At 47.0% G+C, this 22,987-nt stretch carries 21 protein-coding genes; 14 read left to right on the forward strand and 7 right to left on the reverse strand.

Annotation, left to right across the window (positions count from 1 at the left end; genetic code table 11):
* Positions 1-3 precede the first annotated feature (3 nt).
* The 9 genes from HB364_RS01525 (at position 4) to HB364_RS01565 (ending at position 10,152) form a co-directional block, all read left to right on the forward strand.
* A complete protein-coding gene (locus HB364_RS01525; protein WP_167286135.1) occupies positions 4-2,448 on the forward strand; it encodes a TonB-dependent receptor in 2,445 nt (814 codons plus the stop codon).
* Positions 2,449-2,540: 92 nt separating this feature from the next.
* Entirely contained in the window at positions 2,541-3,671 is a 1,131-nt protein-coding gene (locus HB364_RS01530; protein WP_167286136.1) for a sensor histidine kinase, read from the forward strand.
* Positions 3,668-4,387 carry a LytR/AlgR family response regulator transcription factor gene (locus HB364_RS01535; protein WP_167286137.1) on the forward strand — a complete coding sequence of 240 codons (720 nt, stop codon included), beginning with the start codon at positions 3,668-3,670 and terminating at the stop codon, positions 4,385-4,387. The genes HB364_RS01530 and HB364_RS01535 overlap by 4 nt, the downstream gene beginning before the upstream one ends.
* A gap of 219 nt (positions 4,388-4,606) precedes the next feature.
* A complete protein-coding gene (locus tag HB364_RS01540; protein WP_167286138.1) occupies positions 4,607-5,422 on the forward strand; it encodes a universal stress protein in 816 nt (271 codons plus the stop codon).
* 180 nt (positions 5,423-5,602) lie between these two features.
* Positions 5,603-6,982 (forward strand): trigger factor, encoded by a 1,380-nt coding sequence (gene tig / locus HB364_RS01545; protein ID WP_167286139.1) that lies wholly within the window; start codon positions 5,603-5,605, stop codon positions 6,980-6,982.
* A 203-nt stretch (positions 6,983-7,185) separates the two neighbouring features.
* Positions 7,186-7,881 (forward strand): ClpP family protease, encoded by a 696-nt coding sequence (locus HB364_RS01550; protein WP_167286140.1) that lies wholly within the window; start codon positions 7,186-7,188, stop codon positions 7,879-7,881.
* An 18-nt stretch (positions 7,882-7,899) separates the two neighbouring features.
* Positions 7,900-8,529, forward strand: coding sequence for a ClpP family protease (locus HB364_RS01555; RefSeq protein ID WP_246228280.1), 630 nt, complete (start codon positions 7,900-7,902; stop codon positions 8,527-8,529).
* Between the two features lie 125 nt (positions 8,530-8,654).
* On the forward strand, positions 8,655-9,893 hold the full coding sequence (gene clpX, locus HB364_RS01560; RefSeq protein WP_167286141.1) for an ATP-dependent Clp protease ATP-binding subunit ClpX: 1,239 nt from the start codon (positions 8,655-8,657) through the stop codon (positions 9,891-9,893).
* Between the two features lie 85 nt (positions 9,894-9,978).
* Positions 9,979-10,152 (forward strand): hypothetical protein, encoded by a 174-nt coding sequence (locus HB364_RS01565; protein WP_167286142.1) that lies wholly within the window; start codon positions 9,979-9,981, stop codon positions 10,150-10,152.
* A gap of 124 nt (positions 10,153-10,276) precedes the next feature.
* On the opposite strand, the gene HB364_RS01570 is transcribed toward HB364_RS01565, so the two are convergent.
* From HB364_RS01570 to porX, 5 genes are all read right to left on the reverse strand, one after another.
* Positions 10,277-11,419 carry an acyl-CoA dehydrogenase gene (locus HB364_RS01570; RefSeq protein ID WP_167286143.1) on the reverse strand — a complete coding sequence of 381 codons (1,143 nt, stop codon included), beginning with the start codon at positions 11,417-11,419 and terminating at the stop codon, positions 10,277-10,279.
* Positions 11,420-11,525: 106 nt separating this feature from the next.
* Positions 11,526-12,464: a ComEA family DNA-binding protein gene (locus tag HB364_RS01575; protein ID WP_167286144.1), complete on the reverse strand. Its 939-nt coding sequence runs from the start codon at positions 12,462-12,464 to the stop codon at positions 11,526-11,528.
* Positions 12,465-12,527: 63 nt separating this feature from the next.
* Positions 12,528-13,304, reverse strand: a complete 777-nt coding sequence (locus tag HB364_RS01580; protein WP_167286145.1) for an MBL fold metallo-hydrolase — start codon at positions 13,302-13,304, stop codon at positions 12,528-12,530.
* 24 nt (positions 13,305-13,328) lie between these two features.
* Complete coding sequence (locus HB364_RS01585) at positions 13,329-13,604, reverse strand: hypothetical protein (protein ID WP_167286146.1); 276 nt, start codon at positions 13,602-13,604, stop codon at positions 13,329-13,331.
* A 206-nt stretch (positions 13,605-13,810) separates the two neighbouring features.
* Complete coding sequence (gene porX, locus HB364_RS01590; protein WP_167286147.1) at positions 13,811-15,367, reverse strand: T9SS response regulator signal transducer PorX; 1,557 nt, start codon at positions 15,365-15,367, stop codon at positions 13,811-13,813.
* Positions 15,368-15,574: 207 nt separating this feature from the next.
* Between porX and HB364_RS01595 the strand changes: the two genes are divergently transcribed.
* The 5 genes from HB364_RS01595 to HB364_RS01615 all read left to right on the forward strand — a co-directional run bounded on the left by HB364_RS01595 (position 15,575) and on the right by HB364_RS01615 (position 21,069).
* Positions 15,575-16,792 (forward strand): HD domain-containing protein, encoded by a 1,218-nt coding sequence (locus HB364_RS01595; protein WP_167286148.1) that lies wholly within the window; start codon positions 15,575-15,577, stop codon positions 16,790-16,792.
* A gap of 15 nt (positions 16,793-16,807) precedes the next feature.
* Complete coding sequence (lpxD, locus tag HB364_RS01600; protein WP_167286149.1) at positions 16,808-17,860, forward strand: UDP-3-O-(3-hydroxymyristoyl)glucosamine N-acyltransferase; 1,053 nt, start codon at positions 16,808-16,810, stop codon at positions 17,858-17,860.
* A gap of 145 nt (positions 17,861-18,005) precedes the next feature.
* Entirely contained in the window at positions 18,006-19,412 is a 1,407-nt protein-coding gene (locus HB364_RS01605; protein ID WP_167286150.1) for a bifunctional UDP-3-O-[3-hydroxymyristoyl] N-acetylglucosamine deacetylase/3-hydroxyacyl-ACP dehydratase, read from the forward strand.
* A gap of 222 nt (positions 19,413-19,634) precedes the next feature.
* Positions 19,635-20,441: an acyl-ACP--UDP-N-acetylglucosamine O-acyltransferase gene (lpxA, locus tag HB364_RS01610; RefSeq protein ID WP_167286151.1), complete on the forward strand. Its 807-nt coding sequence runs from the start codon at positions 19,635-19,637 to the stop codon at positions 20,439-20,441.
* Entirely contained in the window at positions 20,422-21,069 is a 648-nt protein-coding gene (locus HB364_RS01615; protein ID WP_167286152.1) for an ABC transporter ATP-binding protein, read from the forward strand. Before lpxA ends, HB364_RS01615 begins: the two co-directional genes overlap by 20 nt.
* Positions 21,070-21,212: 143 nt before the next feature.
* On the opposite strand, the gene HB364_RS01620 is transcribed toward HB364_RS01615, so the two are convergent.
* Both HB364_RS01620 and tsaE read right to left on the reverse strand, forming a co-directional pair.
* On the reverse strand, positions 21,213-22,427 hold the full coding sequence (locus HB364_RS01620; protein WP_167286153.1) for an alanine dehydrogenase: 1,215 nt from the start codon (positions 22,425-22,427) through the stop codon (positions 21,213-21,215).
* 59 nt (positions 22,428-22,486) lie between these two features.
* Positions 22,487-22,900, reverse strand: coding sequence for a tRNA (adenosine(37)-N6)-threonylcarbamoyltransferase complex ATPase subunit type 1 TsaE (gene tsaE, locus HB364_RS01625; protein ID WP_167286154.1), 414 nt, complete (start codon positions 22,898-22,900; stop codon positions 22,487-22,489).
* Positions 22,901-22,987: the final 87 nt, after the last annotated feature.

Consider the following 22,987-nt stretch of genomic DNA (forward strand, 5'->3'; position numbering starts at 1 on the left):
CTCATGCGTCTGCTTTATATACTCCTGTTCACCTGCATTACCTCCGGCAGCTTTGCCCAAAAAATAAACGGTTTTATTAAGGATGCACAAGGGGCGCCCATCAGCGGAACAACTATTAGCTTATTAAAGACTGCCGATTCCGCCGTGATAAAACTGGCCCTATCCAATGATTCCGGCTTCTACAGCTTTCCCCGCGTATTGGAAGGCAACTACCTGGTAAGCGCCAGCCATACAGGCTACCAGCCTATCTTTTCTGCCCCTTTTTCAATGGGTACTGCCGATAATACTATACCCGATCTGGTCATGCAACCTGCTGCTGCCGGTATGCAGGCCGTTACAGTGACTGCCCGGAAACCACTGATTGAAGTAAAAGCCGATAAAACCATCCTGAACGTAGAGGGAACCATCAATGCCACAGGGTCAGATGCATTGGAACTATTACGCAGGTCCCCCGGCGTAATCGTTGATAAAGATGACAGACTTAGTATGAGCGGTAAAAACGGCGTAAAGATCTATGTGGATGGCCGCCCTTCACCGTTGGCCGGCCAGGACCTTGCTGCCTGGCTCAAATCCCTGCAATCTTCACAGATTGAATCCATCCAGCTCATCACCAATCCTTCTGCCAAATACGATGCCGCAGGTAATGCAGGTATTATCAATATCGTACTGAAAAAGAACAAAGCCTTTGGTACCAATGGCTCGGTCAATGCAGGCTGGAACATCGGCACCTATGCTAAATACAATGGCGGCTTTTCACTGAACCACAGAAATAAAAAGGTGAACGTCTTTGGCAGCTATAGCGCCTACAAGCGTCCTATGGAATCGCACATTGATTCCCGCCGCACCCTTCCCGATACCCTGTTCGACCAGCGCGGTTTATTCCTTATGAAAAGTACCGGGCACAACTTTAAAACAGGCATTGACTACTTCCCCAACAAAAAAACCACCCTGGGAATAATGGTCAATGGCAGCCTGAACAATACTGACCTCGACAACTACAGCCGTACACCCATTATCCATCGCCCAACCGGTATTACCAACCGGATACTGGTAGCCGACAACAACGGCGATAGCAAAAGCGACAATATCAATATCAACCTGAACTATGTACACACTTATAGCAGCAACAAAAGCCTTACCATCAATGGCGATTATGGCTTCCACAAAAAAAGCAATAGCCAGCTACAGTCCAATAATTACCTCGATGCAGCGGGTGAAGAAAAGATCAGGAGTATACTGAGCCAGATGATTACCCCAACGCGTGTTAACCTTTACTCCTGGAAAGCCGATTACGAACAAAACCTGGGAAAAGGAAAGCTGGAAGCAGGGGGGAAAATATCCTGGGTAAATACCGACAATGATTTTCAGCAATACAATATTTATGCATCCGGGCAGGAATTGGACAAAGACCGCAGCAACCGTTTCCGTTATACTGAAAACATCAATGCCGCCTATGTGAACTATAACAGGTCTTTTAAAGGCTTCACCATCCAGGCAGGCTTACGGGCAGAGAATACCAATCTAGAAGGCACCTCCAATGGCCTGAAGAAGACCGGCACAGATTATACGCCTTATCAATCTTCTTTCAAACGCAACTATACCGACCTCTTTCCGAGTGCAGCCATCACCTTCAACAAAAACCCTATGAGCCAGTTCAGCCTCACCTGGAGCCGCCGTATTGACCGGCCTGCCTATAGCGACCTGAATCCTTTTGAATTTAAAATAGACGACTACATGTTCATCAAAGGCAATATCAACCTGCGCCCCCAATATACCAATAGCTTTGGCCTTACACATATCTACAAAGGCAGTTTAACCACTACCCTGAACTATAGCCTGGTAAAAGATATGTTCACGGCATTGACCGACACTGCAGAAACATCAAAAGCCGCCATATCCAGCTTAAACCTGGCCACGCAAAAAGTGCTCAGCCTCAACGTAAGCTATATGCTGCAATACAAATCCTTCATGTCTTACATGAATATGAATACCAATTACTCAACATACGAAGCCAATATGGGGACCGGACGTAACATCAACAGGAATGCCACCAACTTCAGCTTCTTTGCACAAAACAGCCTTCGCTTTGCCAAAACCTGGACAGCCGAACTGACCGGTTACTACTATTCGCCCTTCTATACCGGTACATCCAAATACAAGGCTATGTGGAGCATGGATGCAGGCATTCAAAAACAAATACTAAAGGGGAAAGCCACCATTAAAACAGCCCTGAGTGATGTATTCCGCACCCTGAAATACCGGGAAGTGAGTGATTTTGCAGGACAACAAACCATATCCAATACCAGTTTCGAAAGCCGCCTGTTCAAACTGAGCATTAGTTACCGCTTTGGCAATACGCAGGTAAAAGCTGCCCGCCAGCGCAGTACCGGTCTGGAAGATGAACAAAAAAGAGCACAGGGAGGAACCGGAAGCAAGGGAGTAAAATAGAAACGAAAAACCAACTATACGCCTGCTCCGCAAGTGTGGGATAAGCGTGTAACCGCCTGAGATAGCTGATTATTTAATTCTAAAGGTGCAGTATGTTTGCTAATTTAAAGGCTTTATCCGATTATAAAAACGTATCGTTTGTGTTTAAACTATTATCACAAAAAAGGTTTTCGCTGCTGAAGGTATTCTGGATAGTACTGATCATCCATATCATATTGATGGTACTGGCAGTAATGTCTATGTACACGTTTCCTTCAAAAAATCAACCCGCAGAATTGCAAGGCCTTTTCAATAAATATTCCCTGATAAGTACTGCAGCAGGGTTGGCATTCTATACTTTCTTTTATTATTTCGCGGTCAATCATTTCTATCACCTCATCGCTAATAAAAAAGGTTTATTTCATTATTTCACTTCTTCTATATTGGTATCATTCATACTTTGGGGTTATTACTTAGCGGATGGCTATTTGAGACCTGATTTACAAGAAGGCGCATGGAGTCCCGCTATTGCGCTTGTCTTTTTCTTAGTATGTTTTCTTCTTTCTGCCGTTCCTTGCATGCTTATCGCTTTTATAGCCAGTCATGGCGATGAGAAAAAACAGCGCAAGGTTCTGGAAGAACAGAAAATGCAGCTCGAAGTAGAAAAATCCAATGCCAATTTAAACTTCCTCAAAGCACAGATCAACCCACATTTCCTGCACAATACCCTCAATTTCCTGTATGCCAAATCCCTCCCCTACTCACCGGAACTTTCCGAGGGCATACTAACATTAAGCGACATTATGCGCTACGCTTTGAGCGAAGGGAATTTAAAAAATGGTAAAGCCGCCCTTAAGGATGAAATAGAGCACCTGCGCAATGTGATCAGGATCCACCAGCTTCGTTATAACAACAACCTGCACGTTAACTTTGAAGTGAATGGCATCGTCAACGGGACCACCATCATTCCCTTTGTGCTCATTACCATCGTCGAAAATGCCTTCAAACATGGCGACCTGAAAAGTACCGAATACCCGATAGATATCCGACTAACTGTTGACGACAACAGCCTGCAGTTCTATTGCCGCAATAAAAAGAAAGCAGGACCCAAGGAGCTTTCTACAGGTATTGGACTTGATAACATCAAAAAACGGCTCGATCTTGCCTATAAAGACCAGTATACCCTTGACATAAAAGATGAACACGAATTGTATACCACCCAATTAATCATTCATACACTATGATTCGTTGCCTTATCGTTGACGATGAACAGCACGCATTAGACATCCTGCTGCACTACATCAATCAAACACCTTTATTACAGCTCGTGGCTTCCACCACCAATCCGCTGGAAGCCTTACAAATAGTGGCCACCCAAAAAGTTGACCTGATCTTTTTAGATATCCAGATGCCCGAGCTGTCGGGTATTGACTTCATCAGGTCCATCAATGGAAAAAGTAAAGTCATCCTTACCACAGCCTATCCGGAGTTTGCGCTCGAAGGCTATGACCTCGATGTAGTGGATTACTTATTAAAACCCATCCGCCTGCCACGCTTCCTCACGGCTGTGCAAAAGGCAGCAACAGCACTCAACAATACAACTCCGGAGCCTCCCAGGGAACAGCCGGAGGACGATTACATATTCGTTAAAACAGAATCCAAAGGAAAGCTCCTGAAGATCAACCTGGCCGATATAGACTACATAGAAGGCATGAAAAACTACATAGCCATCTATTCGGGCGGAAAGAAAACATTGGTATACACCAGCATGAAAGATATGGAGGAGCGCCTGCCTGGCCGGCACTTCATCCGGGTGCATAAGTCTTTCATCATTGCCATAGACCGTATCACGGGCATTGAAGGCAACCGGGTATTGCTGAAAGGCATCACGGCCGAAATAGTAGCCAGTGAAAACTACAAAGCCGAACTGATGAAAATAGTGAAAGGGAAGATCATCTAAACGCCCTCCTGTTACCATCGGCAACTCCCCGGAACGGGTAATAAATTACCCGTTTTTCATTCATACACGCTACTGCCTAAAACCCGGGCTTAAGCCGCCTGAAAGCCTGCCCTCCATGGCTTTCACTCACTATACCAGCCTTTTATCGCCGCTGTGGTATCCGATTTTTATTATGCCATTCCCGGTCAACCTTTGGTAACTTTATATAAACCTTTAAGTATGCAAACGATACTTGTTCCGGTTGATTTTTCACCGGTTTCCCGAAACGCTGCCATATACGCCGCAGAACTGGCCAGGTTCTTCCAGGCCCGCCTGTTATTGTTCCATGCCTACATGCTGCCCACCCCCGTCAGCGAGGTACCGTATGTAATGGTAACCGCCGATGAAATGCAGCAGGAAAATGAGGCCTTTCTCAAAAAGGAAGCCCAAAACCTCCATTCCACCTATGGCGTGGAAGTAGAATCGCTGGTACGGATCGGCATTGCCTCGGATGAGATCAGGGAACTGGCCAAAGAGGAGTCCGTTGACCTCGTAGTCATGGGCATGAAGGGAGCCGGTGGACTGGATAAGATCATTGGCAGCACCACCACCAACGTCATCCGCAAGTTAAAGACACCTGTCCTTATCATTCCACACGACGCCGGTTATAAGCAGGTACAACATATTACTTACGCCAGTGATTTCAGTTATAAAACCAGCAGCAACCTCTTCGCCCCCCTGCTGGAAATAGCCAAAACACTGGGGGCTAAGATCCATATATTACACGTACAGAAAGACGCCGTTAAAATAGATGAGCTGGCCGGCAGGAAAAGCACAGAACGGGCTTTCAGTGGTTATGACCATGAATTTGTGAACGTTACAGACAATTCTGTTACCCATGGCATCAATGACTACCTCCAGCACCATGCCAGCGAGCTATTGGTCATGGTGGCCCATACCCATACCTTCTTTGAACGCATCTTCTCCAAAAGCCGCACCACCGCCATGTGCTATGAAACGAAGATCCCCCTCCTGGTACTACAGGATAAAGGGTAGACCGCCGGTAATCTATAGTCCTGAAACTGAATCCAAAAGGCCTTTTACTACCTTTCAGGTCCCGTACCCCTGACTTCCTGTCTTACAGGCTTCTCCATATCCCGGACTTTCCGGACTTCAGACTTCTGACCTCCGACTTCAGATTTTTCCGTACTTTTGCACCCCAATAAAAAAAGCACTATGGCAACAGTTACCAGAGAGAATATAGGTCTGCTGAACGACAGGATCACTGTCAAAGTGGCCAAAGAAGATTACCTGCCCTCTTTTGAAAAAGCCCTGAAGAATTATAGCAAAACTGCCAATATACCAGGTTTCCGGAAAGGAATGGTACCTGCCGGCATGATCAAAAAAATGCATGGCCAGTCTGTATTTACGGATGAAGTATTAAGGACCGTAGAGAAACAACTGAGCGACTTCATGCAGAACGAAAAGCTGGAGATCTTTGCCCAGCCACTGCCGATGATGGAAAACAACCCCAATCAGTTGAACGTTAATGAACCTTCCGAGTACGCTTTTGCTTTCGAAATAGGTTTGAAACCCGACTTTAAAGTAGCCGACCTGGCTACCGAAAAAGCTACCCGCTATAAAGTGACCATTACCGACGAAATGATGAATGAGGAAGTGGATCGCTTACGTTTGCGTCATGGTAAAATGACCGATCCGGAAACAGTGACCGGCGATGACAACGTACTGAATGTAACCTTCACAGAAACGGATGAAGAAGGCAATGTGGCAGAAGACGGTGTAAAGAAAGACAACTCCCTCCTGGTAAAATATTTTGCACAAGATTTTCGCAAGACTTTACTCGGCAGGAAAAAGGATGATGCCGTGCAGGTACAATTAACCAAAGCCTTTGATGAAAAGGAAAGAGAATGGATACTGGGCGATCTGGGCTTTGATAAACATGATACAGCCGCCGCCGGTAAGTTCTTCAACATGCTCATCACCAAAGTAGGACTGGTAGAGAAAGCTGAGCTGAACGAAGAATTCTTTGAAGCAGCCTATCCCGGCAAAGGCATTAAAACAGAAGAAGAATTCCGCAACACTGTAAAAGCGGAAATTCAATCGTACTGGGATAAACAAGGCAGCAACCACTTGCAGCATGAATTATACCACGTACTGCTCGATCATACCAAAATTGAGTTCCCCGAATCATTCCTCAAACGTTGGATCCAGATGGGCGGTGAAGAGCCGAAAACGGCCGAACAAGCTGAACACGAGTTTCCCACCTTCGCCAACCAACTGAAATGGACGCTCATTATTGATAAGCTTGTACGTGATAACAACATTGAAGTAAAGCCCGAAGACCTGCAGGCTTTTGCCCGGAATCAATTGTTCAGCTATATGGGAATGCCCGGAGGCGCTGAAGAACAACCCTGGGTAGCAGATTACATCAACCGGATGATGCAGGACAGGAAGTTTGTAGAAGATGCCTACCACCGCATCCAGACAGAAAAAATATTCAACTGGGCTGAAACACAGATCAACGCTACCGAAAAACCGGTAACTGTAGACGAGTTCACCAAGGAGCTGGAAAAGCACCAGCACCACCACCATTAATCGGCAAAAAACTTAATATTAAAAGCCATCCGCCTGCCGCGGGTGGCTTTTTTTTGACCAGACCTGCCATAATCACCCCCCTCCTTTCCTCTACCCTAATCATCCCCACCCCACTTTTATGGCAAAATGTCCGATTTTAGATATAGCACGGTAATTGATTTGCCAAATGACTTAAATTGCTCACTAAATCAATAGGAAAGTCTATGAACCTCAGCAAAGAATTTGAAAAATACGCAGTGAAGCACAGGGGTATCTCCAGCAATACGTTGAATGATTACCAAAAATACCAGGTAACCAATCTTACGCCCAATATTATTGAAGAACGCCCTATGAATGTAGCTGTGATGGACGTATACAGCCGCCTCATGATGGACCGGATCATCTTCCTTGGCTACCCCATCAATGATGAAGTAGCCAATATCGTAACCGCCCAGTTATTATTCCTTGAAAGTACCGACCGTACCCGCGATATCCAGATGTACATCAATTCCCCCGGTGGTAGTGTATATTCAGGCCTGGGTGTATATGACACCATGCAATACATCACGCCCGATGTATCCACCATCTGTATCGGTATGGCAGCCTCTATGGCCGCCGTGCTGCTTTGCGCCGGCACCAAAGGTAAGCGTACAGCCCTGAAACACAGCCGGGTAATGTTGCACCAGCCCAGTGGCGCCATCGGCGGTCAGGCCAGCGATATCGAGATCACCGTCAATGAGATCAAAAAGATCAAAAAGAACCTGTACGATATCATCTCTAATCATACCGGCAAAACCGGCAAACAGGTAGAAAAAGATTGCGAGCGCGACTACTGGCTCACCTCCATAGAAGCCAAGGACTATGGCCTGGTAGATGAAGTATTGCTCATCAACCCACGTAAAGAGAAAAAAGAAGACTAACCACAAATAGCTTAAAATATGAACTACTCAAAATATACAGCCAAGCCCTATCGCATGGACGATGAAGAAGAAAAGGAAGAACAACCCAAGTCGGACCTTATGATCTTCAGCAAAAAGCTGGAGCAGTATTTCTTCGACACCCGCAGCATTTACCTCTGGGGGGTAGTTGACGACAAATCGGCCAGGGACGTAACCACCAAATTACTCCTGCTGGATGCCGATAAGCCTGGAACGGAGATCAAATTTTATATCAATAGCCCCGGTGGGATCGTAACCAGCGGTATGGTCATCTATGATACCCTGAGAATGATTAAAAGCCCTGTCAGCACCATCTGTATGGGCCTGGCAGCATCCATGGGCTCTATCCTGCTCAGTGGCGGGACCAAGGGCAGCCGGTACATCTACCCTCACGGGGAAGTAATGATCCACCAGCCCAGCCTCGGAGGCCATATACAGGGGGTTAGCGCCGATCTGGAAATACAGGCCAAGCAAACCAAGCGCGTAAAAGAGATCAGCGCCCGTATCCTGGCCGAAAACTGCGGCAAAAAGCCGGAACAGGTCATGAAAGACTTTGACCGCGATTACTGGATGGACGCCAAGGAAGCCATCGAATATGGCATTGTGGACAAGGTTTTCGAGAAATTCTAACACATTAAGGGTCAATGCGTCTAAGCGTAATCCCTTATTAACTTATCTATAATCCCGGCTACAAGGTATTTAATTGGAGATAGAAATCCCTTTGAATACCTTTGTAGCCGGAGATACTTATACCAATGGCAAAGACAACCTTACATTGTTCTTTTTGTGGGCGTAGCCGCGATGAGGTGAAAATCCTTATTGCCGGCCAGGAAGGTCATATTTGTGAGAACTGTGTAGAACATGCCCGCGAAATTATTGAGCAGGAACTTATGATCCGTAGTGAAACACCGGCTGCTTCCTCCTCTTTTAAATTAAACGTAAAAAAGCCGGTGGAAGTAAAGCGCTTCCTCGATGAATATGTCATCGGACAGGATGATGCTAAAAAAGTACTGGCCGTAGCAGTATACAATCACTACAAACGTCTTCAGCAAAAAGTGGCGGAAGGTGATGTGGACATCGAGAAGAGCAATATCGTAATGGTAGGAGAAACCGGTACCGGTAAAACACTCCTGGCTAAAACCATTGCCAAGCTGCTCAACGTTCCTTTTGCTATTGTAGATGCTACTGTATTTACAGAGGCCGGTTATGTGGGGGAGGATGTGGAAAGCATCTTAACCCGTTTATTACAGGTTTGTAACTATGATGTACCCGCTGCTGAAAGGGGTATCGTTTACATAGATGAGATTGATAAAATTGCCCGCAAAGGCGATAACCCTTCCATCACCCGCGATGTAAGCGGCGAAGGGGTTCAGCAGGGCCTGTTAAAACTCCTCGAAGGAACCGATGTACTGGTACCCCCGCAGGGAGGCCGTAAACATCCGGAACAAAAGCTCATCAAGATCAATACCCAGAACATCCTCTTCATTTGTGGAGGCGCCTTCGATGGTATTGACAGGGTCATTGCACGCCGGGTGAACACCAATGCCATCGGGTTCAATGTAAACAAAGACCTGCAGGAACACATGAAAAAGAACCTGCTGCAGTACATCAATGCTACCGACCTCAAATCATTCGGATTGATCCCGGAGCTGCTGGGCCGTTTGCCGGTAGTTACCCACCTCAATCCGTTGGATAAATCCACCCTGCGTTCCATTCTTACCGAACCCAAGAACGCGCTCATCAAACAGTATAAAAAACTGTTTGAACTGGAAAACATCCAACTCAATGTAGATGAAGATGTGCTGGATTTCATGGTAGACAAAGCCCTTGAATACAAGCTCGGCGCAAGAGGCTTACGCAGCATTTGTGAAAGCATCCTCACCGATGCCATGTTTGAGATGCCATCCTCCAAGCAACAAACCTTCCACCTCACGTTGGATTATGCCCAGAAGAAGTTCGACAAGAGCAAAATGAGCTTACTCAAAGTAGCATAAGCTATATAAAACATATTTCATCAAAAGGCAGAGGCACATATTTTGTGTCTCTCTCTTTTGGTGGTTATCTTAAACACTAAAGACTATGGACGATTTAATTAAAAAACTCATGGCAGAGGGACTCACAGAACAACAGGCTTATAAAGCAGTGGAGATCATGAAAAACTTCGCCAAGGAAAAATTCCCCATCTTCGGTGGCGCTATTGATAAAGTATTCGACAAATACGCGAAGAAAAGCGATGATGATTTCATGCCTTAAATAAATGAATTATCCCACAGGCAAAAGGGTGGGTCGTCTTCCAAAGGCAGCTCACCCTTTTGCATGAAAAAGGCCCCGCAACCAACGGAGCCCTTGACGTGACAAGCAACCTATCTCAAAACATTCAGGCTTTTAAAACTTCTCTCGAAATAACCAGCTTCTGGATTTCAGAGGTACCTTCGCCGATAGTACAGAGTTTACTATCGCGATAATATTTTTCTACCGGGAAATCTTTGGTATAACCATAGCCCCCGAATATTTGTACAGCATCATTGGCCACTTTCACCGCTACCTCACTGGCATAATACTTAGCCATAGCAGCTTCCTTCGTCATCTGCTCACCTCTTATCTTCAGGTCACAGGCCTGCAGCGTAAGCAACTCTGCCGCCATGATCTCCGTTGCCATATCGGCCAGCTTAAACGAAATACCCTGGAAATTGGCAATCGGCTGGTCAAACTGGTGACGCTCTTTGGAATATTGCACAGAAGCTTCATAAGCGCCTTTCGCAATACCCAATGACAAAGCCGCAATGGAAATACGCCCGCCATCCAGCACCTTCAGGGATTGCTTAAATCCCGCTCCTACTTCACCAAGACGGTTGGCATCCGGTATCCGGCAATTATCAAAGATCATTTCGGCCGTTTCGCTGGCGCGCATGCCCAGCTTATTCTCCTTCTTACCACCTGAAAAACCTGGTGTGCCACGTTCCACTACAAAGGCTGTGGCATTGTCCTTGGATCGTGGTTCGCCGGTACGGGCAATCACTACTGCCACATCACCGCTTTTACCATGGGTAATCCAGCATTTGGTGCCATTCAGTACCCAATGGTCACCATCTCTTACAGCAGTGGTCTTCATATTACCAGCATCACTACCGGTATTGGGTTCAGTTAATCCCCAGGCGCCCAACCACTGGGCCGTAGCCAGTTTGGGCAGGTATTTTTGCTTCTGCTCCTCGTTGCCAAATGCCATAATATGCCCCGTACAGAGGGAATTATGAGCAGCAACACTCAGGCCCACAGAACCACAAACTTTACCTATCTCCTGCAAAATGGCTACATACTCAAGATACGTAAGCCCAGCGCCTTCATACTTTTCAGGCACCAGTACCCCCATCAACCCCAGCTTTCCCATCTCTTTGAATACTTCAACCGGGAAAGTCTGGCTTTCATCCCAGTCCATTACATAGGGCTTAATGTGCTGTTGTGCAAAATCCCGGGCTGTTTGCGCTACCTGTTGTGTTAATTCAGAAGTCTCGAAATTCATAAGATAAATTCGTTGGCAAGAATCCTTAGAGGGCTCCTGCAAGATAATACTATTTTCGAAAAACTAACAATTGTTAGCGTTAATTTATAAGAAATCTTTACCCTATTTACTCAATAGCCAGATAGGGTCTTATTTTCTCCAACACGACAGGTGTTACCGTGTTGATCTGCAATAACTGGTCTACCGATTCATAAACGCCATGCTGCTGCCTGTATTGCACAATGGCATTGGCCAGCGGCCAACGGATATAGGGATGCTGTTGAAGCGTAGTGACATCAGTAACATTGATATTGATCGTCCGCAAGGCCGGTGATGGGCAATGCAGTAATTTCCTGATCTGCTGAAAAGTTGAGTCCGGCAGGCCATATGTCTCTCCCACCTGCTCCACGGCATAAAAACCACCCAGCTTTTCCCTGAAATGAACAATCCGTTGCGCCAGTTTACTGCCAATGCCACGCAGGGCAATAAAGGCTGTTGTATCAGCCGTATTAATATCAATCACAGCAGGTTCCTTAAAGCGTTTGGGCAGGTTGTGGTGTGCTATAGAATCAGGGGTCCGTCCTGCAACGGGCCGTTCTTTTGCCGGCTCAATGGCTTCTATCGTCACATACGGCAACAAACGGTCAACTTCTTCCTTCCGCAGCCCGTAAATCTTATATAGATCGTCGGGCCGGCGAAACCGGCCGCCTTTAGCCAGGTAATGCTGAATAACATGGGCCGTACGTTCCCGGATGCCCAGTCTTTTCCAGCCTTCCGCCGGTAAACGGTTCGGATCAAAGGCAAACAGTACAACTTCTTCATCCCGGCTTTCTGTAACAAGATCATGGTCTGGAGTATAGGGTGCTTCATAGCCGGAATCCTTTGCCGTTTCCAGTTGCGCCAGTTGTTGTTGCAGCTTTTCAAAAGCAGCCCTGTCGGGTGGTGTGGAAGGAACCCTTATAAAATAAGGGAGGGCAACAGTAACTCCTATCAATACCAGCAATACAATAATGCCGGTCCGCTCTTTCTTAGTGAAGCTGAAATATTCCCGCAGGTAGTTTTTCATGGTATATACAGTGCCCGGCGGTGTTATAATGGCCGGCACTTCTATACATACGAGGTAAACGGGTTATAGATTTATCACCAGCCCATCCCAGCCCAGGTGAATACCCTCGGGGAGCTCTTTTTCAACATCGGCATGCTTGCCCATCTGGTGACTAAGGTGGGTGAAATAAGTTTGGGGGATCTGCAATTCCTGCGCTACTTCAATGCCTTCCGACAGGCTGTAATGCGAAATATGTTTCTCTTTCCGCAGGGTATTCAACACCAATACCTCGCTCCCGCGGATCTTCTCTTTCTCTGCAGGCTCGATACTATTGGCGTCGGTGATATAGGTAAACTTCCCAAAGCGAAAGCCCATCACCGGCATCTTTAAATGCCATACCTGCACAGGGGTGACCAGGATATCGCCTACCATAAAAGGCGTCAGGTCAATCGTGGTAAGATGGATCTCCGGCAAGCCCGGATACCTCGTTTCATAAAAAGCATAGGGAAACTCCCGGACAATCACCTCCTGCGTCATCTCATTGGCAAACACCTGCATCGGCTGCCGGGAGAAAAAATTAAAGGCCCGCACATCATCCAGCCCCGCCACATGGTCTTTATGGGGATGGGTAAATATAATTGCATCGAGGTGTTTTACTTTCGCCCGCAACATCTGGTAGCGGAAATCGGGGCCGGCATCAACTGCCAGGGTGGTAGTGGGTGATTGTACCAGGATACTTGACCGCAGCCTTTTGTCTTTTTGATCGGTAGATTGGCAAACCGGGCAATCGCAGGCAATCATGGGTACGCCGCTGCTGGTGCCCGTTCCTAAAAAAGTGATAGTTAATGAAGGATAACTCACGCGTTAAAAATACGAAGTCTGGGGTTATTTCTCTTCCGCCGCATGTTTGGCCAGCACATCCTCATAAGTCTTGCGGGCCTCATTGGAAAGTAACTCGGGATCAATATTCAATTGGGGAATAATATCTATCAGGGTGTTGATACGTCCTTCCATTTGCAGGAATTTGTTCAGCACCACTACCCTCCTTGCCTCCAGGATACAATAACCGCTCTGGAAATTGCCCCGCTCATAGCGAACCACATATTCCATCTCGTCAAGGATACGCTCAATCTTATCTAATGTATGCTGGGTATATTTCATAGTCATACTCCAAATTCACTAACAAAATTAGCCAAATGTCCGCGGTACGCCATTTATAGGCTATTAATGTTTTCCACACCCAGTGGACAGAAAATCAGCTACTTCCCACAATATTCATAAAAAACACCCCGAAAACCAGCCGTCGACAGTAGTCACATTTGCCCGCTTACGCCCCATTGCCGATTGTCGACTGCCGATTGCCGCTCTTACTTATTCGTCATCTTAATCACCGGCACGATCATCTCCTCCAGGCTTACCCCCCCATGCTGGAAGGTATTCCGGTAATAATTCACATAATAGTTGTAATTATTCGGATAGCAGAGGAACAGGTCTTCTTTGGCGAAAATAAAGGAAGAATTCACTGTAGGAACCGGTAATCCGGCCTCTTTGGGATCGCGGAAGGCCAGCACCTCTTTGGGCTCATAATTCAGGTTGCGGCCATGCTTATACCGCAGGTTTGTGGTTGTTTGCTTATCCCCGATCACCTTGGCCGGCGTCTTCACCCGTACACTGCCATGATCGGTAGCCAATACAATATTGATCTTCTTATCTGCAATCTTCTTTAATGCCTGGTGCAGAGGGGAGTGTTCAAACCAGCTCCTGGTTACAGACCGGTAACTCGTTTCGTCGCCTGCCAGTTCCTTCAGCACCTCCATCTCGGTGCGGGCATGGCTCAGCATATCCACAAAATTGTATACAATAATATTCAGGTCATTATTCAGCAGGTTATGGATATTATTTACCAGGTCCTGCCCCGCCTGGTTATTCAATATCTTGGTATAGGAAAAACGCACATCATCACGCTTCATACGCTTCAGTTGTCCACGGAAAAACTCTTCCTCAAACAGGTTCTTCCCCCCTTCCTCATCATCATTTTTCCACTGTTGCGGATAAGCTTTTTCTATATCCATCGGGAGTAAACCACTGAATATGGCATTCCGTGCATATTGGGTAGCAGTAGGCAGAATGCTGTAAAAACTTTCCTCTTCCAGGATGCGGAAACTCTCCGCAAAAATGGGCTGTATGGCTTTCCATTGATCAAAACGCAGGTTATCGATCAGCAGGAAAAAAGTAGGCACTCCCTTCTCTACATGGGGCATTACCTTGAACTTAAACAGGGTATGCGACATGACCGGTCCTTCTGTACTCTTCGGGCTCACCCATTTGGCGTAGTTCTTCGACACAAACTTGAAAAACTCATTATTGGCCTCACTTTTCTGCGACTGGAATACCTCCTGCATTTCCGGGCTGTCACTTTTTTCCATTTCCAGCTCCCAGTACACCAGCTTTTTATAGATCTCCATCCACTCATTATAATCCGGGCTGCTGTTCAGCGCCATAAACAGGTTGCGGAACTGTTGCTGGTAGGCGGTAGTCGTTTTCTCAGCCACTAATCTTTTATTATCAATGATCTTCTTCAGGCTCAACAGTACCTGGTTGGGATTTACCGGTTTGATCAGGTAATCCGTGATCTGGCTGCCGATCGCTTCATCCATCAGGTTCTCCGTCTCATTCTTCGTGATCATCACAATAGGCACCTGCTGGTTTACTTCTTTGATCTTGGCAATCGTTTCCAGGCCGGTAATACCGGGCATCGTTTCATCCAGTAATACCACATCCACAATATTATCGCGCACAAAGTCCACGGCATCAAAACCATTGGTCAATGCACTTACCTCATAACCCTTGTTCTGTAAGAACAGGATCTGCGATTGTAAGCTTTCTATTTCATCATCTACCCAGAGTATCTTTCCTAATGCCATGTAAAATTTTTAATAATTGATTATTTATTATAGGTATGATTCAGCAATTCAAAAGCCACCCTGCCCATTCGCCTCTTGCCGCCTTCTGAATGCTGATTGCCGTATTCTCTAATCTCCTCAAAATACATTATTCCCGGTGCAATCAGTTAATATGTACTTTTGTCCGCTGCTTTTAGCAGCAATTTTAACAAAACAGCAAGCAGCGAAATGACGTCCGGCATCAGAAAGATCATAAATGACCCTGTTTACGGTTTCATTACCCTCGATCATCCGCTTATCTTTAAAGTCATTGCCCATCCCTGGTACCAGCGCCTGCGCCGGATCCACCAGATGGCCTTTGCCCAGTTGGTATATCCTGGCGCCGTTCATACCCGTCTGCACCATTCCCTCGGTGCTTATCACCTTATGAGCAATGCCCTCCATGAACTGAAAAATAAGGGCATCAACATTACCCCCGAGGAAGAAGTGGCGGCCAAAATAGCCATTTTGTTGCATGATATAGGCCATGGCCCCTATTCCCATGCACTGGAAAACAAGCTCCTGAAGGGCATACACCATGAAACTATCTCCATCCGGATCATGGAGATCCTGAACAATGAACTGGAAGGGGCGCTCACCCTGGCCATTGATATATTTACGAACAAATACCACAAACCGTTTCTTCACCAGCTCATCTCCGGCCAGTTGGATGTAGACCGCATGGACTACCTCACCCGCGACAGCTTCTTTACCGGTGTATCGGAGGGGGTTATAGGCTATGACCGCATCCTGAAAATGCTCACCGTAGAGGACAATGAACTAATGGTAGAGGAAAAAGCCGTCTATTCCATTGAGAAATTCCTTGTATCGCGCCGGCTCATGTACTGGCAGGTATACCTGCATAAAACAGTACTCTGCGCCGAAAAAATGCTGGTAAAGATTGTTGAAAGGGCGCAGGAACTCATTACCAGGGGGCAATCCGTTAGCTGTACTTCTCCTGTATTTGATTTCTTTTTGCAAAACCACCATTCCGTCACCTCCATAGAAAACCACCTGGAGCAATTCTGCCTGCTGGACGACTACGATGTACTGGCCACCATCAAAAACTGGATGTTCCATCCTGATAAAGTGCTGGCCAAATTGTGCCACTGCCTCGTTACCCGGCGTTTATTAAAAGTTAAATTAACGGCTACACCCGTTGATCCTGCCTGGCTGGAAGAACAACGGAACAGGATTTGCCGCGATATGCAGATTGAAGAGCAGGATTGTCACTACTTTCTTTTTGGCGGCGTAGCCGAAAATACCACCTACGACCCCCGCGAAGAAAAGATCAACATCCTGTTCAAGGACGGCACCATAAAAGATATTTCCCGGGTTGACAACGCTTTGATACACCAGGCACTCGCCAGCCCTGTGAAAAAATATTACATTTGCTACTTAAACTAGCTATAAACTACAACCATGCAATTCACGGCAGCACAAATAGCCATGCTCATAAACGGAACCATTGAAGGTGATGCCAATGCCGCCGTTGGTTCATTCGGAAAAATTGAAGAAGCACAAAAAGGCCAGCTTGCTTTTCTGGCCAATCCCAAATATGAAGATTACCTGTACACTACCGGGGCGTCTATCGTCATCATCAATGCGTCACAGGAACTGAAACAACCGGTCACCGCCACCCTGCTCCGCGTGCCGGATGCCTATACTGCCTTTGCTACCCTGCTGTCCAAATACCAGGAAATGGTTACCCAGCAAATGAGCGGTATCCAGGAGCCCAGCTACATTGCCAAATCAGCCAAACTGGGACAAAACATCTTCATCGGCGCCTTCAGCTATATAGGAGAAAATGTAACGCTGGGCAACAACGTAAAAATATTCCCCAACACTTTCATTGGCGACAATGTGAAAGTGGGCGATAATACCATCATTCATCCCGGCGTAAAAGTGTACCACGACTGTGTGGTGGGTAAGAACGTCACCATTCATGCCGGTACCGTAGTAGGGAGCGATGGTTTCGGCTTTGCTCCCCAGGCCGACGGCAGCTTCAAAAAAGTACCCCAGATCGGCAATGTGGTAGTAGAAGATTTTGTGGAGATAGGGGCCAATGCCACCATTGACCGGGCCACCATGGGCTCTACCCTCATTAAATCGGGCGCCAAGCTGGATAACCTCATCCAGATAGCCCACAACGTAGAGGTAGGCAACAATACCGTTATTGCCGCCCAGGCAGGGGTAAGTGGCAGCACCAAGCTCGGTAACAATGTGATGATCGGCGGCCAGGCAGGTATCGTAGGCCACCTGACGATTGCCGACGGGGCCCGTATCAATGCCCAGAGCGGCGTAAGCAAATCCATCAAAACTCCCAATACGGCCGTAACAGGCTCACCGGCATTCGATTATACCAGCACCCTCCGCAGCCAGGCGCTCAGCCGCAACCTGCCCGACATGGAAAAGCGCATCAAGGAACTGGAAAAACTGGTGCAACAGCTTCTGTCCGAAAAAGTAAATTTATAATACTTCACCGAACCAGCTTTCATCATTCACAAACCAATATTTTACTGATCCCCTCATTCACAAGGGTTTAGGGTAAACAATCATACAAACTAAGCCCCGCAAGCAAACTTTCTGTTATCTTTGCGCCATCCTTTAAAAAACAAGAATGGACGCTACCTTTAATCCTGATAAACAACATACTCTGAATTCGGCCGTCAGCATCTCCGGTACTGGTTTACACACCGGTATCAATGTAGATATGACCCTGAAACCGGCCAATGCTGGTTTTGGCTACCAGTTTCAGCGTATAGACCTGCCCGGCCAGCCCGTTATCAAGGCTGATTGTGAACTCGTTACAGACACATCCCGTGGTACCACCCTCGAAGACAATGGCGCCAAAGTAAGCACCGTGGAGCATATTCTCGCCGCCCTGGTAGGCATGGGGGTAGACAACTGCCTCATTGAGCTCAATGGCCCGGAAATTCCCATCATTGACGGAAGTTCTTCCCCCTTTGTAGAGATCATCCAGGAAGCAGGGGTTGTGGAGCAGGAAGCTGCCAAGGCCTGGTACACCATAGATACCAACATTACCCATTACGACGAAAAAAAACGGGTGGAAATGACCGCCCTCCCTGCAACGGAATACAAGATCACTACACTCATAGATTTTAACAGCCCCGTACTGGGCACACAGCACGCCGGCCTCAAATCCATGCAGGAATTCAAAACCGAAATAGCCTCCTCCCGCACTTTTGTATTCCTGCATGAGCTGGAAATGCTGCTGGAGCACAACCTGATCAAAGGAGGCGATATCAACAATGCCATCGTGGTCGTGGACAAGCCCGTAACAGATGGAGAAATGGAACGATTGGCAAAGGCCTTTGGCCGTAAGAAAGTAGAAGTGAAAAGCGAGGGATACCTCAATAACCTGGAGCTTCGCTTCTCCAATGAGCCGGCACGGCATAAGCTACTTGATGTAGTAGGTGATCTTGCCCTGATAGGTTATCCCATCAAAGCGCATATCATTGCCAACCGTCCGGGGCATAGCACCAACGTTGACTTTGCACGCAAGATCAAGCAGTACATTAAAAAGAATAAGCATGTAAAGGATATTCCGGTATACGATGCCAACCAACCGCCTGTTTACACGTTACAGCAAATAGAAAAAACATTGCCGCATCGTTTTCCGTTCCTGTTGGTCGATAAGATCATTGAACTGAGCGATCGTCACATAGTAGGCATCAAAAATGTCACCTTCAATGAGCCCTTTTTCCAGGGTCATTTTCCAGGCAACCCGGTAATGCCCGGCGTATTACAGGTAGAAGCCCTCGCCCAAACAGGAGGTATTCTTTGTATCAATGCCATGCCCCCCGGTGAATATGACACTTACTTTATTAAAATCGACAATGTTAAGTTCAAGCAAAAAGTGGTGCCCGGAGATACTATGATCCTTAAAATGGAGTTGTTAGCACCAATACGTCGTGGCATCTGCGAAATGAGGGGAAAAGTATACATCGGCAATAAAATAGCTACTGAGGGAGATCTCATGGCTCAACTGGTAAAACGTGGCTAACGAGATAGTTATAGGTGCTTAAAAGCCCTTATCACAATAAATTATATTTGATTATAGGGGTTTATTGCATGACTTTTGTCTATTTTAGTACAATCTTTTAATATCAAACATCAATCAATCCATAAGTATACGCCGGGCGAACATCAGCCGGATCCCCAGGGGGAAGAGATGTCCGTCGCTCCAAAAAGCCAATTTCAGGCTACACTTAAGAACGTCAACACAATGATCCATCCGCATACGTATATTCATCCTAATGCCAGACTGGCCACCAACGTTAAGATCGACCCTTTCACAGTTATTCATCAGAATGTAGAAATAGGAGAAGGTACCTGGATCGGTAGTAACGTGACCATTATGGAAGGCGCACGAATTGGCAAGAACTGCCGGATATTCCCCGGCGCTGTAATAGCTGCCATTCCGCAGGATCTTAAATTTGAAGGAGAGGATACCCTTGTTGAAATAGGTGATAATGCTACTATACGGGAATTTGTAACCATTAACCGGGGCACCAAGGATCGCTGGAAGACCAAAGTAGGCAACAACAGCCTCATCATGGCGTATAGCCACCTGGCGCACGACTGCATTGTGGGCAACTACTGCGTACTCAGCAACAATACCCAATTGGCCGGCCACGTAGAAGTAGGCGACTGGGCGATACTCGGTGGTATGTGCGCCGTTCACCAATTCGTGAAGATCGGCCAGCATGCCTTTGTAAGCGGTGGCTCACTCGTAGGTAAAGATGTTCCTCCCTATATCAAAGCAGGCCGCCAGCCATTGAGCTATTCAGGCGCCAACTCAGTAGGCCTCAAACGCAGGGGCTTCACCATTGATAAGATCAATCATATCCTCGATATTTATCGCGTCATCTACAACAAAGGAATGAATACCAGCCAGGCACTTGAATACCTGGAAGAAGAATTCCCTGCGACTGATGAACGTGATGAAATCGTAACCTTTATCCGCGAAAGCGGCCGCGGTATCATAAAACGCTATGTAAAAGGTAGTGTGGATGAAGATATCGCTGACTAAAGCAGGCAAACGATTCAACCGCGACTGGATCTTCCGTAACATTACTTACGAATTTAATGCAGGCAATGCCTATGCCATCACCGGACCTAATGGCTCCGGTAAATCCACCTTACTCCAGGTGATCGGCGGCGCCCTCATGATGAGTGAAGGCGATCTCAGGTACGAAGTACCGGGAACCGGGAACCAACCACCTATAATGGGCAATGGTAAACAATCAACGGACAATCTATACCAACATATAGCCATCGCCGCCCCTTATCTCGAAGTCATTGAAGAAATGACCGTTACCGAATTCCTGGCATTCCACACCGAGTTTAAAACACTGCTGCCCGGTATTACCATTAAAAAAATCATTGACGTTGTTGGACTGGAGAAAGCGGCCCATAAACAGATCCGTTACTACAGCAGTGGCATGAAACAACGGGTAAAACTGGCACAGGCCATCTTCAGTGATGTACCCTGTCTATTATTGGACGAACCCTGCACCAACCTCGATACAGAAGGTATCGCCCTCTATCAGCAGCTCATCAACGATTACTGCGCTAACCGCCTCGTCATCGTCAGCAGCAATGACAGCCAGGAATACGGCTTCTGTAAAGAGAAGATCAGCATCCTCGATTATAAATAACTGATTGTTTCTGCTCACCATCTTTTATGTTCATACGGGGATGTATAGACCTGGTGGAGTTAACAAACGTGACAGGCTACGCGTGGGACACCGTTTATAGCTGGACAAATTGTCAATGAGTTGTTGATCGGAGCGTTATTAATTTAACGCTGGCTGGCGATCAATAAATTCAGGTCGGTATACTTTAAGTCAAAACGCTGACTGAGGTGAAAATTGGTGAGGGCGCCTTTGAAAATATAGATGCCGCTACGCAGGTGCACCTTATGCCATACCAGGCTTTCAAAGCCTCCCTCATCCCCCGCTTCCAGCAACAAAGGCATCAGTACATTGCTGATGGCCTGGGAGGCCGTACGGGCAAATCCCGAAGGTATATTGGGCACACAGTAATGAATAACCCCATACTTCATAAAAATGGGTTGCTCATGACTGGTAATTTCCGACGTTTCAAAACATCCGCCACGGTCAATGCTTACATCAATAATCACACTGCCGGGGCGCATATTGCTTACCATTTCTTCCGTCACCACTACCGGCGTACGGCCACTTTGTGATGCCAGGGCGCCCACCGCTACCTCGCAGGTCTTTAGCTGCTTGGCCAGGATGCGTGGCTCCATCACAGAAGTCCACATGCGCTGCCCGATATTATTCTGCAACCGCTTCAGGCGGTACACACTATTGTCAAATACCTTTACAGAAGCACCCAGCGCCAGGGCGGCACGGGCAGCAAACTCTCCTACAATGCCTGCTCCAAGAATAATGACTTTGGTAGGGGGAATACCCGAGATACCTCCCAACAATACGCCTTTCCCATGATTGGCCGAGCTGAGGTATTGTGCTGCGATCAGCATCACCGCACTGCCCGCAATCTCACTCATGCTGCGAACAATAGGCAGGCTGTCGCTGTCGTCCTTTAAATTCTCAAATGAAATAGCGGTAATACGCTTGTCCATCATCTTCTGCAGCAACTCAGCCTTCATGGCCGAAAGATGGATGGGAGATATGATCACCTGATTAAGCTGCAGGTAAGGAAGGTCTTCCTCCACCACCGGGGCGCTCTTCACCAATATAGGCGACCTGAACACTTCCGCTTTATCATATACAATACGGGCGCCCGCTTCACTATAATCGCGGTCACGATAATGGGCAGCTTCACCGGCATTGTGCTCAATCACCACGTCATGTCCGTTACTGATCAATACACCTACGGCTTCCGGCGTCAGGGCAATCCGGTTCTCCTGGAAAGCCGTTTCTTTAGGAATACCAATATGCAATTGGGCCCCTTTGGGTTTTATATCAAGTTTTTCTTCAAGTGTTTCATAACTGAAAGAGGTGCTGATGATCGGTTTTTGCTGAGACATGAAGCGTTTTTCAGTTTTCTGGTTGCTGGTTTGATTACTTAGAAAGCCATCAAATATACTCATTTATCCCCGATCCTCAGAAGGCGGGTTTGATGGTCAGGGGCGCTGATGAATACAGGTACGGTATGATCAGGGAAAATTGGCTCCGCCCTCTCCGGCCATTCCACCAGGCAGATATTACCGGAATACAGGCAATCTTCCACGCCAGCCTGGATGGCTTCCTCCACATCCTTCAGCCGGTACAGGTCAATATGGAACATCGTTCCACCCGGCCAGGCATACTCATTAATGATGGAAAAAGTAGGACTGCCCACTGTACTGCTTACCCCCTTTACATCACAGAGGGCATGGATAAAAGTAGTTTTGCCGGCTCCCATAGCGCCATGGAAAGCAAAAACCTTCGCCCCTGCTGCTGCCTGCCAGAATTGCCGGGCTGCATCCTGGATGCCTTCCAGCGTAAACCGTAATTCCATAGGCCGCAAAGATACTGCCGGGGTCAGTTTTTTGGGAAAATGCCCGCAGGAAATTGCAACCCGGTAAAGATATTATCGTAGATTCAT

The organism is Paraflavitalea devenefica (assembly GCF_011759375.1).
Taxonomy (GTDB): Bacteria; Bacteroidota; Bacteroidia; order Chitinophagales; family Chitinophagaceae; genus Paraflavitalea; species Paraflavitalea devenefica.

What these genes read in the sequence shown, in the direction of transcription:
- HB364_RS01525 (WP_167286135.1), top strand. Translation starts at nt 4, where the DNA reads ATGCGTCTGCTTTATATACTCCTGTTCACCTGCATTACCTCCGGCAGC.
- HB364_RS01530 (WP_167286136.1), top strand. Translation starts at nt 2,541, where the DNA reads ATGTTTGCTAATTTAAAGGCTTTATCCGATTATAAAAACGTATCGTTT.
- HB364_RS01535 (WP_167286137.1), top strand. Translation starts at nt 3,668, where the DNA reads ATGATTCGTTGCCTTATCGTTGACGATGAACAGCACGCATTAGACATC.
- HB364_RS01540 (WP_167286138.1), top strand. Translation starts at nt 4,607, where the DNA reads ATGCAAACGATACTTGTTCCGGTTGATTTTTCACCGGTTTCCCGAAAC.
- tig (WP_167286139.1), top strand. Translation starts at nt 5,603, where the DNA reads ATGGCAACAGTTACCAGAGAGAATATAGGTCTGCTGAACGACAGGATC.
- HB364_RS01550 (WP_167286140.1), top strand. Translation starts at nt 7,186, where the DNA reads ATGAACCTCAGCAAAGAATTTGAAAAATACGCAGTGAAGCACAGGGGT.
- HB364_RS01555 (WP_246228280.1), top strand. Translation starts at nt 7,900, where the DNA reads ATGAACTACTCAAAATATACAGCCAAGCCCTATCGCATGGACGATGAA.
- clpX (WP_167286141.1), top strand. Translation starts at nt 8,655, where the DNA reads ATGGCAAAGACAACCTTACATTGTTCTTTTTGTGGGCGTAGCCGCGAT.
- HB364_RS01565 (WP_167286142.1), top strand. Translation starts at nt 9,979, where the DNA reads ATGGACGATTTAATTAAAAAACTCATGGCAGAGGGACTCACAGAACAA.
- HB364_RS01570 (WP_167286143.1), bottom strand. Translation starts at nt 11,419, where the DNA reads ATGAATTTCGAGACTTCTGAATTAACACAACAGGTAGCGCAAACAGCC.
- HB364_RS01575 (WP_167286144.1), bottom strand. Translation starts at nt 12,464, where the DNA reads ATGAAAAACTACCTGCGGGAATATTTCAGCTTCACTAAGAAAGAGCGG.
- HB364_RS01585 (WP_167286146.1), bottom strand. Translation starts at nt 13,604, where the DNA reads ATGAAATATACCCAGCATACATTAGATAAGATTGAGCGTATCCTTGAC.
- porX (WP_167286147.1), bottom strand. Translation starts at nt 15,367, where the DNA reads ATGGCATTAGGAAAGATACTCTGGGTAGATGATGAAATAGAAAGCTTA.
- HB364_RS01595 (WP_167286148.1), top strand. Translation starts at nt 15,575, where the DNA reads ATGACGTCCGGCATCAGAAAGATCATAAATGACCCTGTTTACGGTTTC.
- lpxD (WP_167286149.1), top strand. Translation starts at nt 16,808, where the DNA reads ATGCAATTCACGGCAGCACAAATAGCCATGCTCATAAACGGAACCATT.
- HB364_RS01605 (WP_167286150.1), top strand. Translation starts at nt 18,006, where the DNA reads ATGGACGCTACCTTTAATCCTGATAAACAACATACTCTGAATTCGGCC.
- lpxA (WP_167286151.1), top strand. Translation starts at nt 19,635, where the DNA reads ATGATCCATCCGCATACGTATATTCATCCTAATGCCAGACTGGCCACC.
- HB364_RS01615 (WP_167286152.1), top strand. Translation starts at nt 20,422, where the DNA reads ATGAAGATATCGCTGACTAAAGCAGGCAAACGATTCAACCGCGACTGG.
- HB364_RS01620 (WP_167286153.1), bottom strand. Translation starts at nt 22,427, where the DNA reads ATGTCTCAGCAAAAACCGATCATCAGCACCTCTTTCAGTTATGAAACA.
- tsaE (WP_167286154.1), bottom strand. Translation starts at nt 22,900, where the DNA reads ATGGAATTACGGTTTACGCTGGAAGGCATCCAGGATGCAGCCCGGCAA.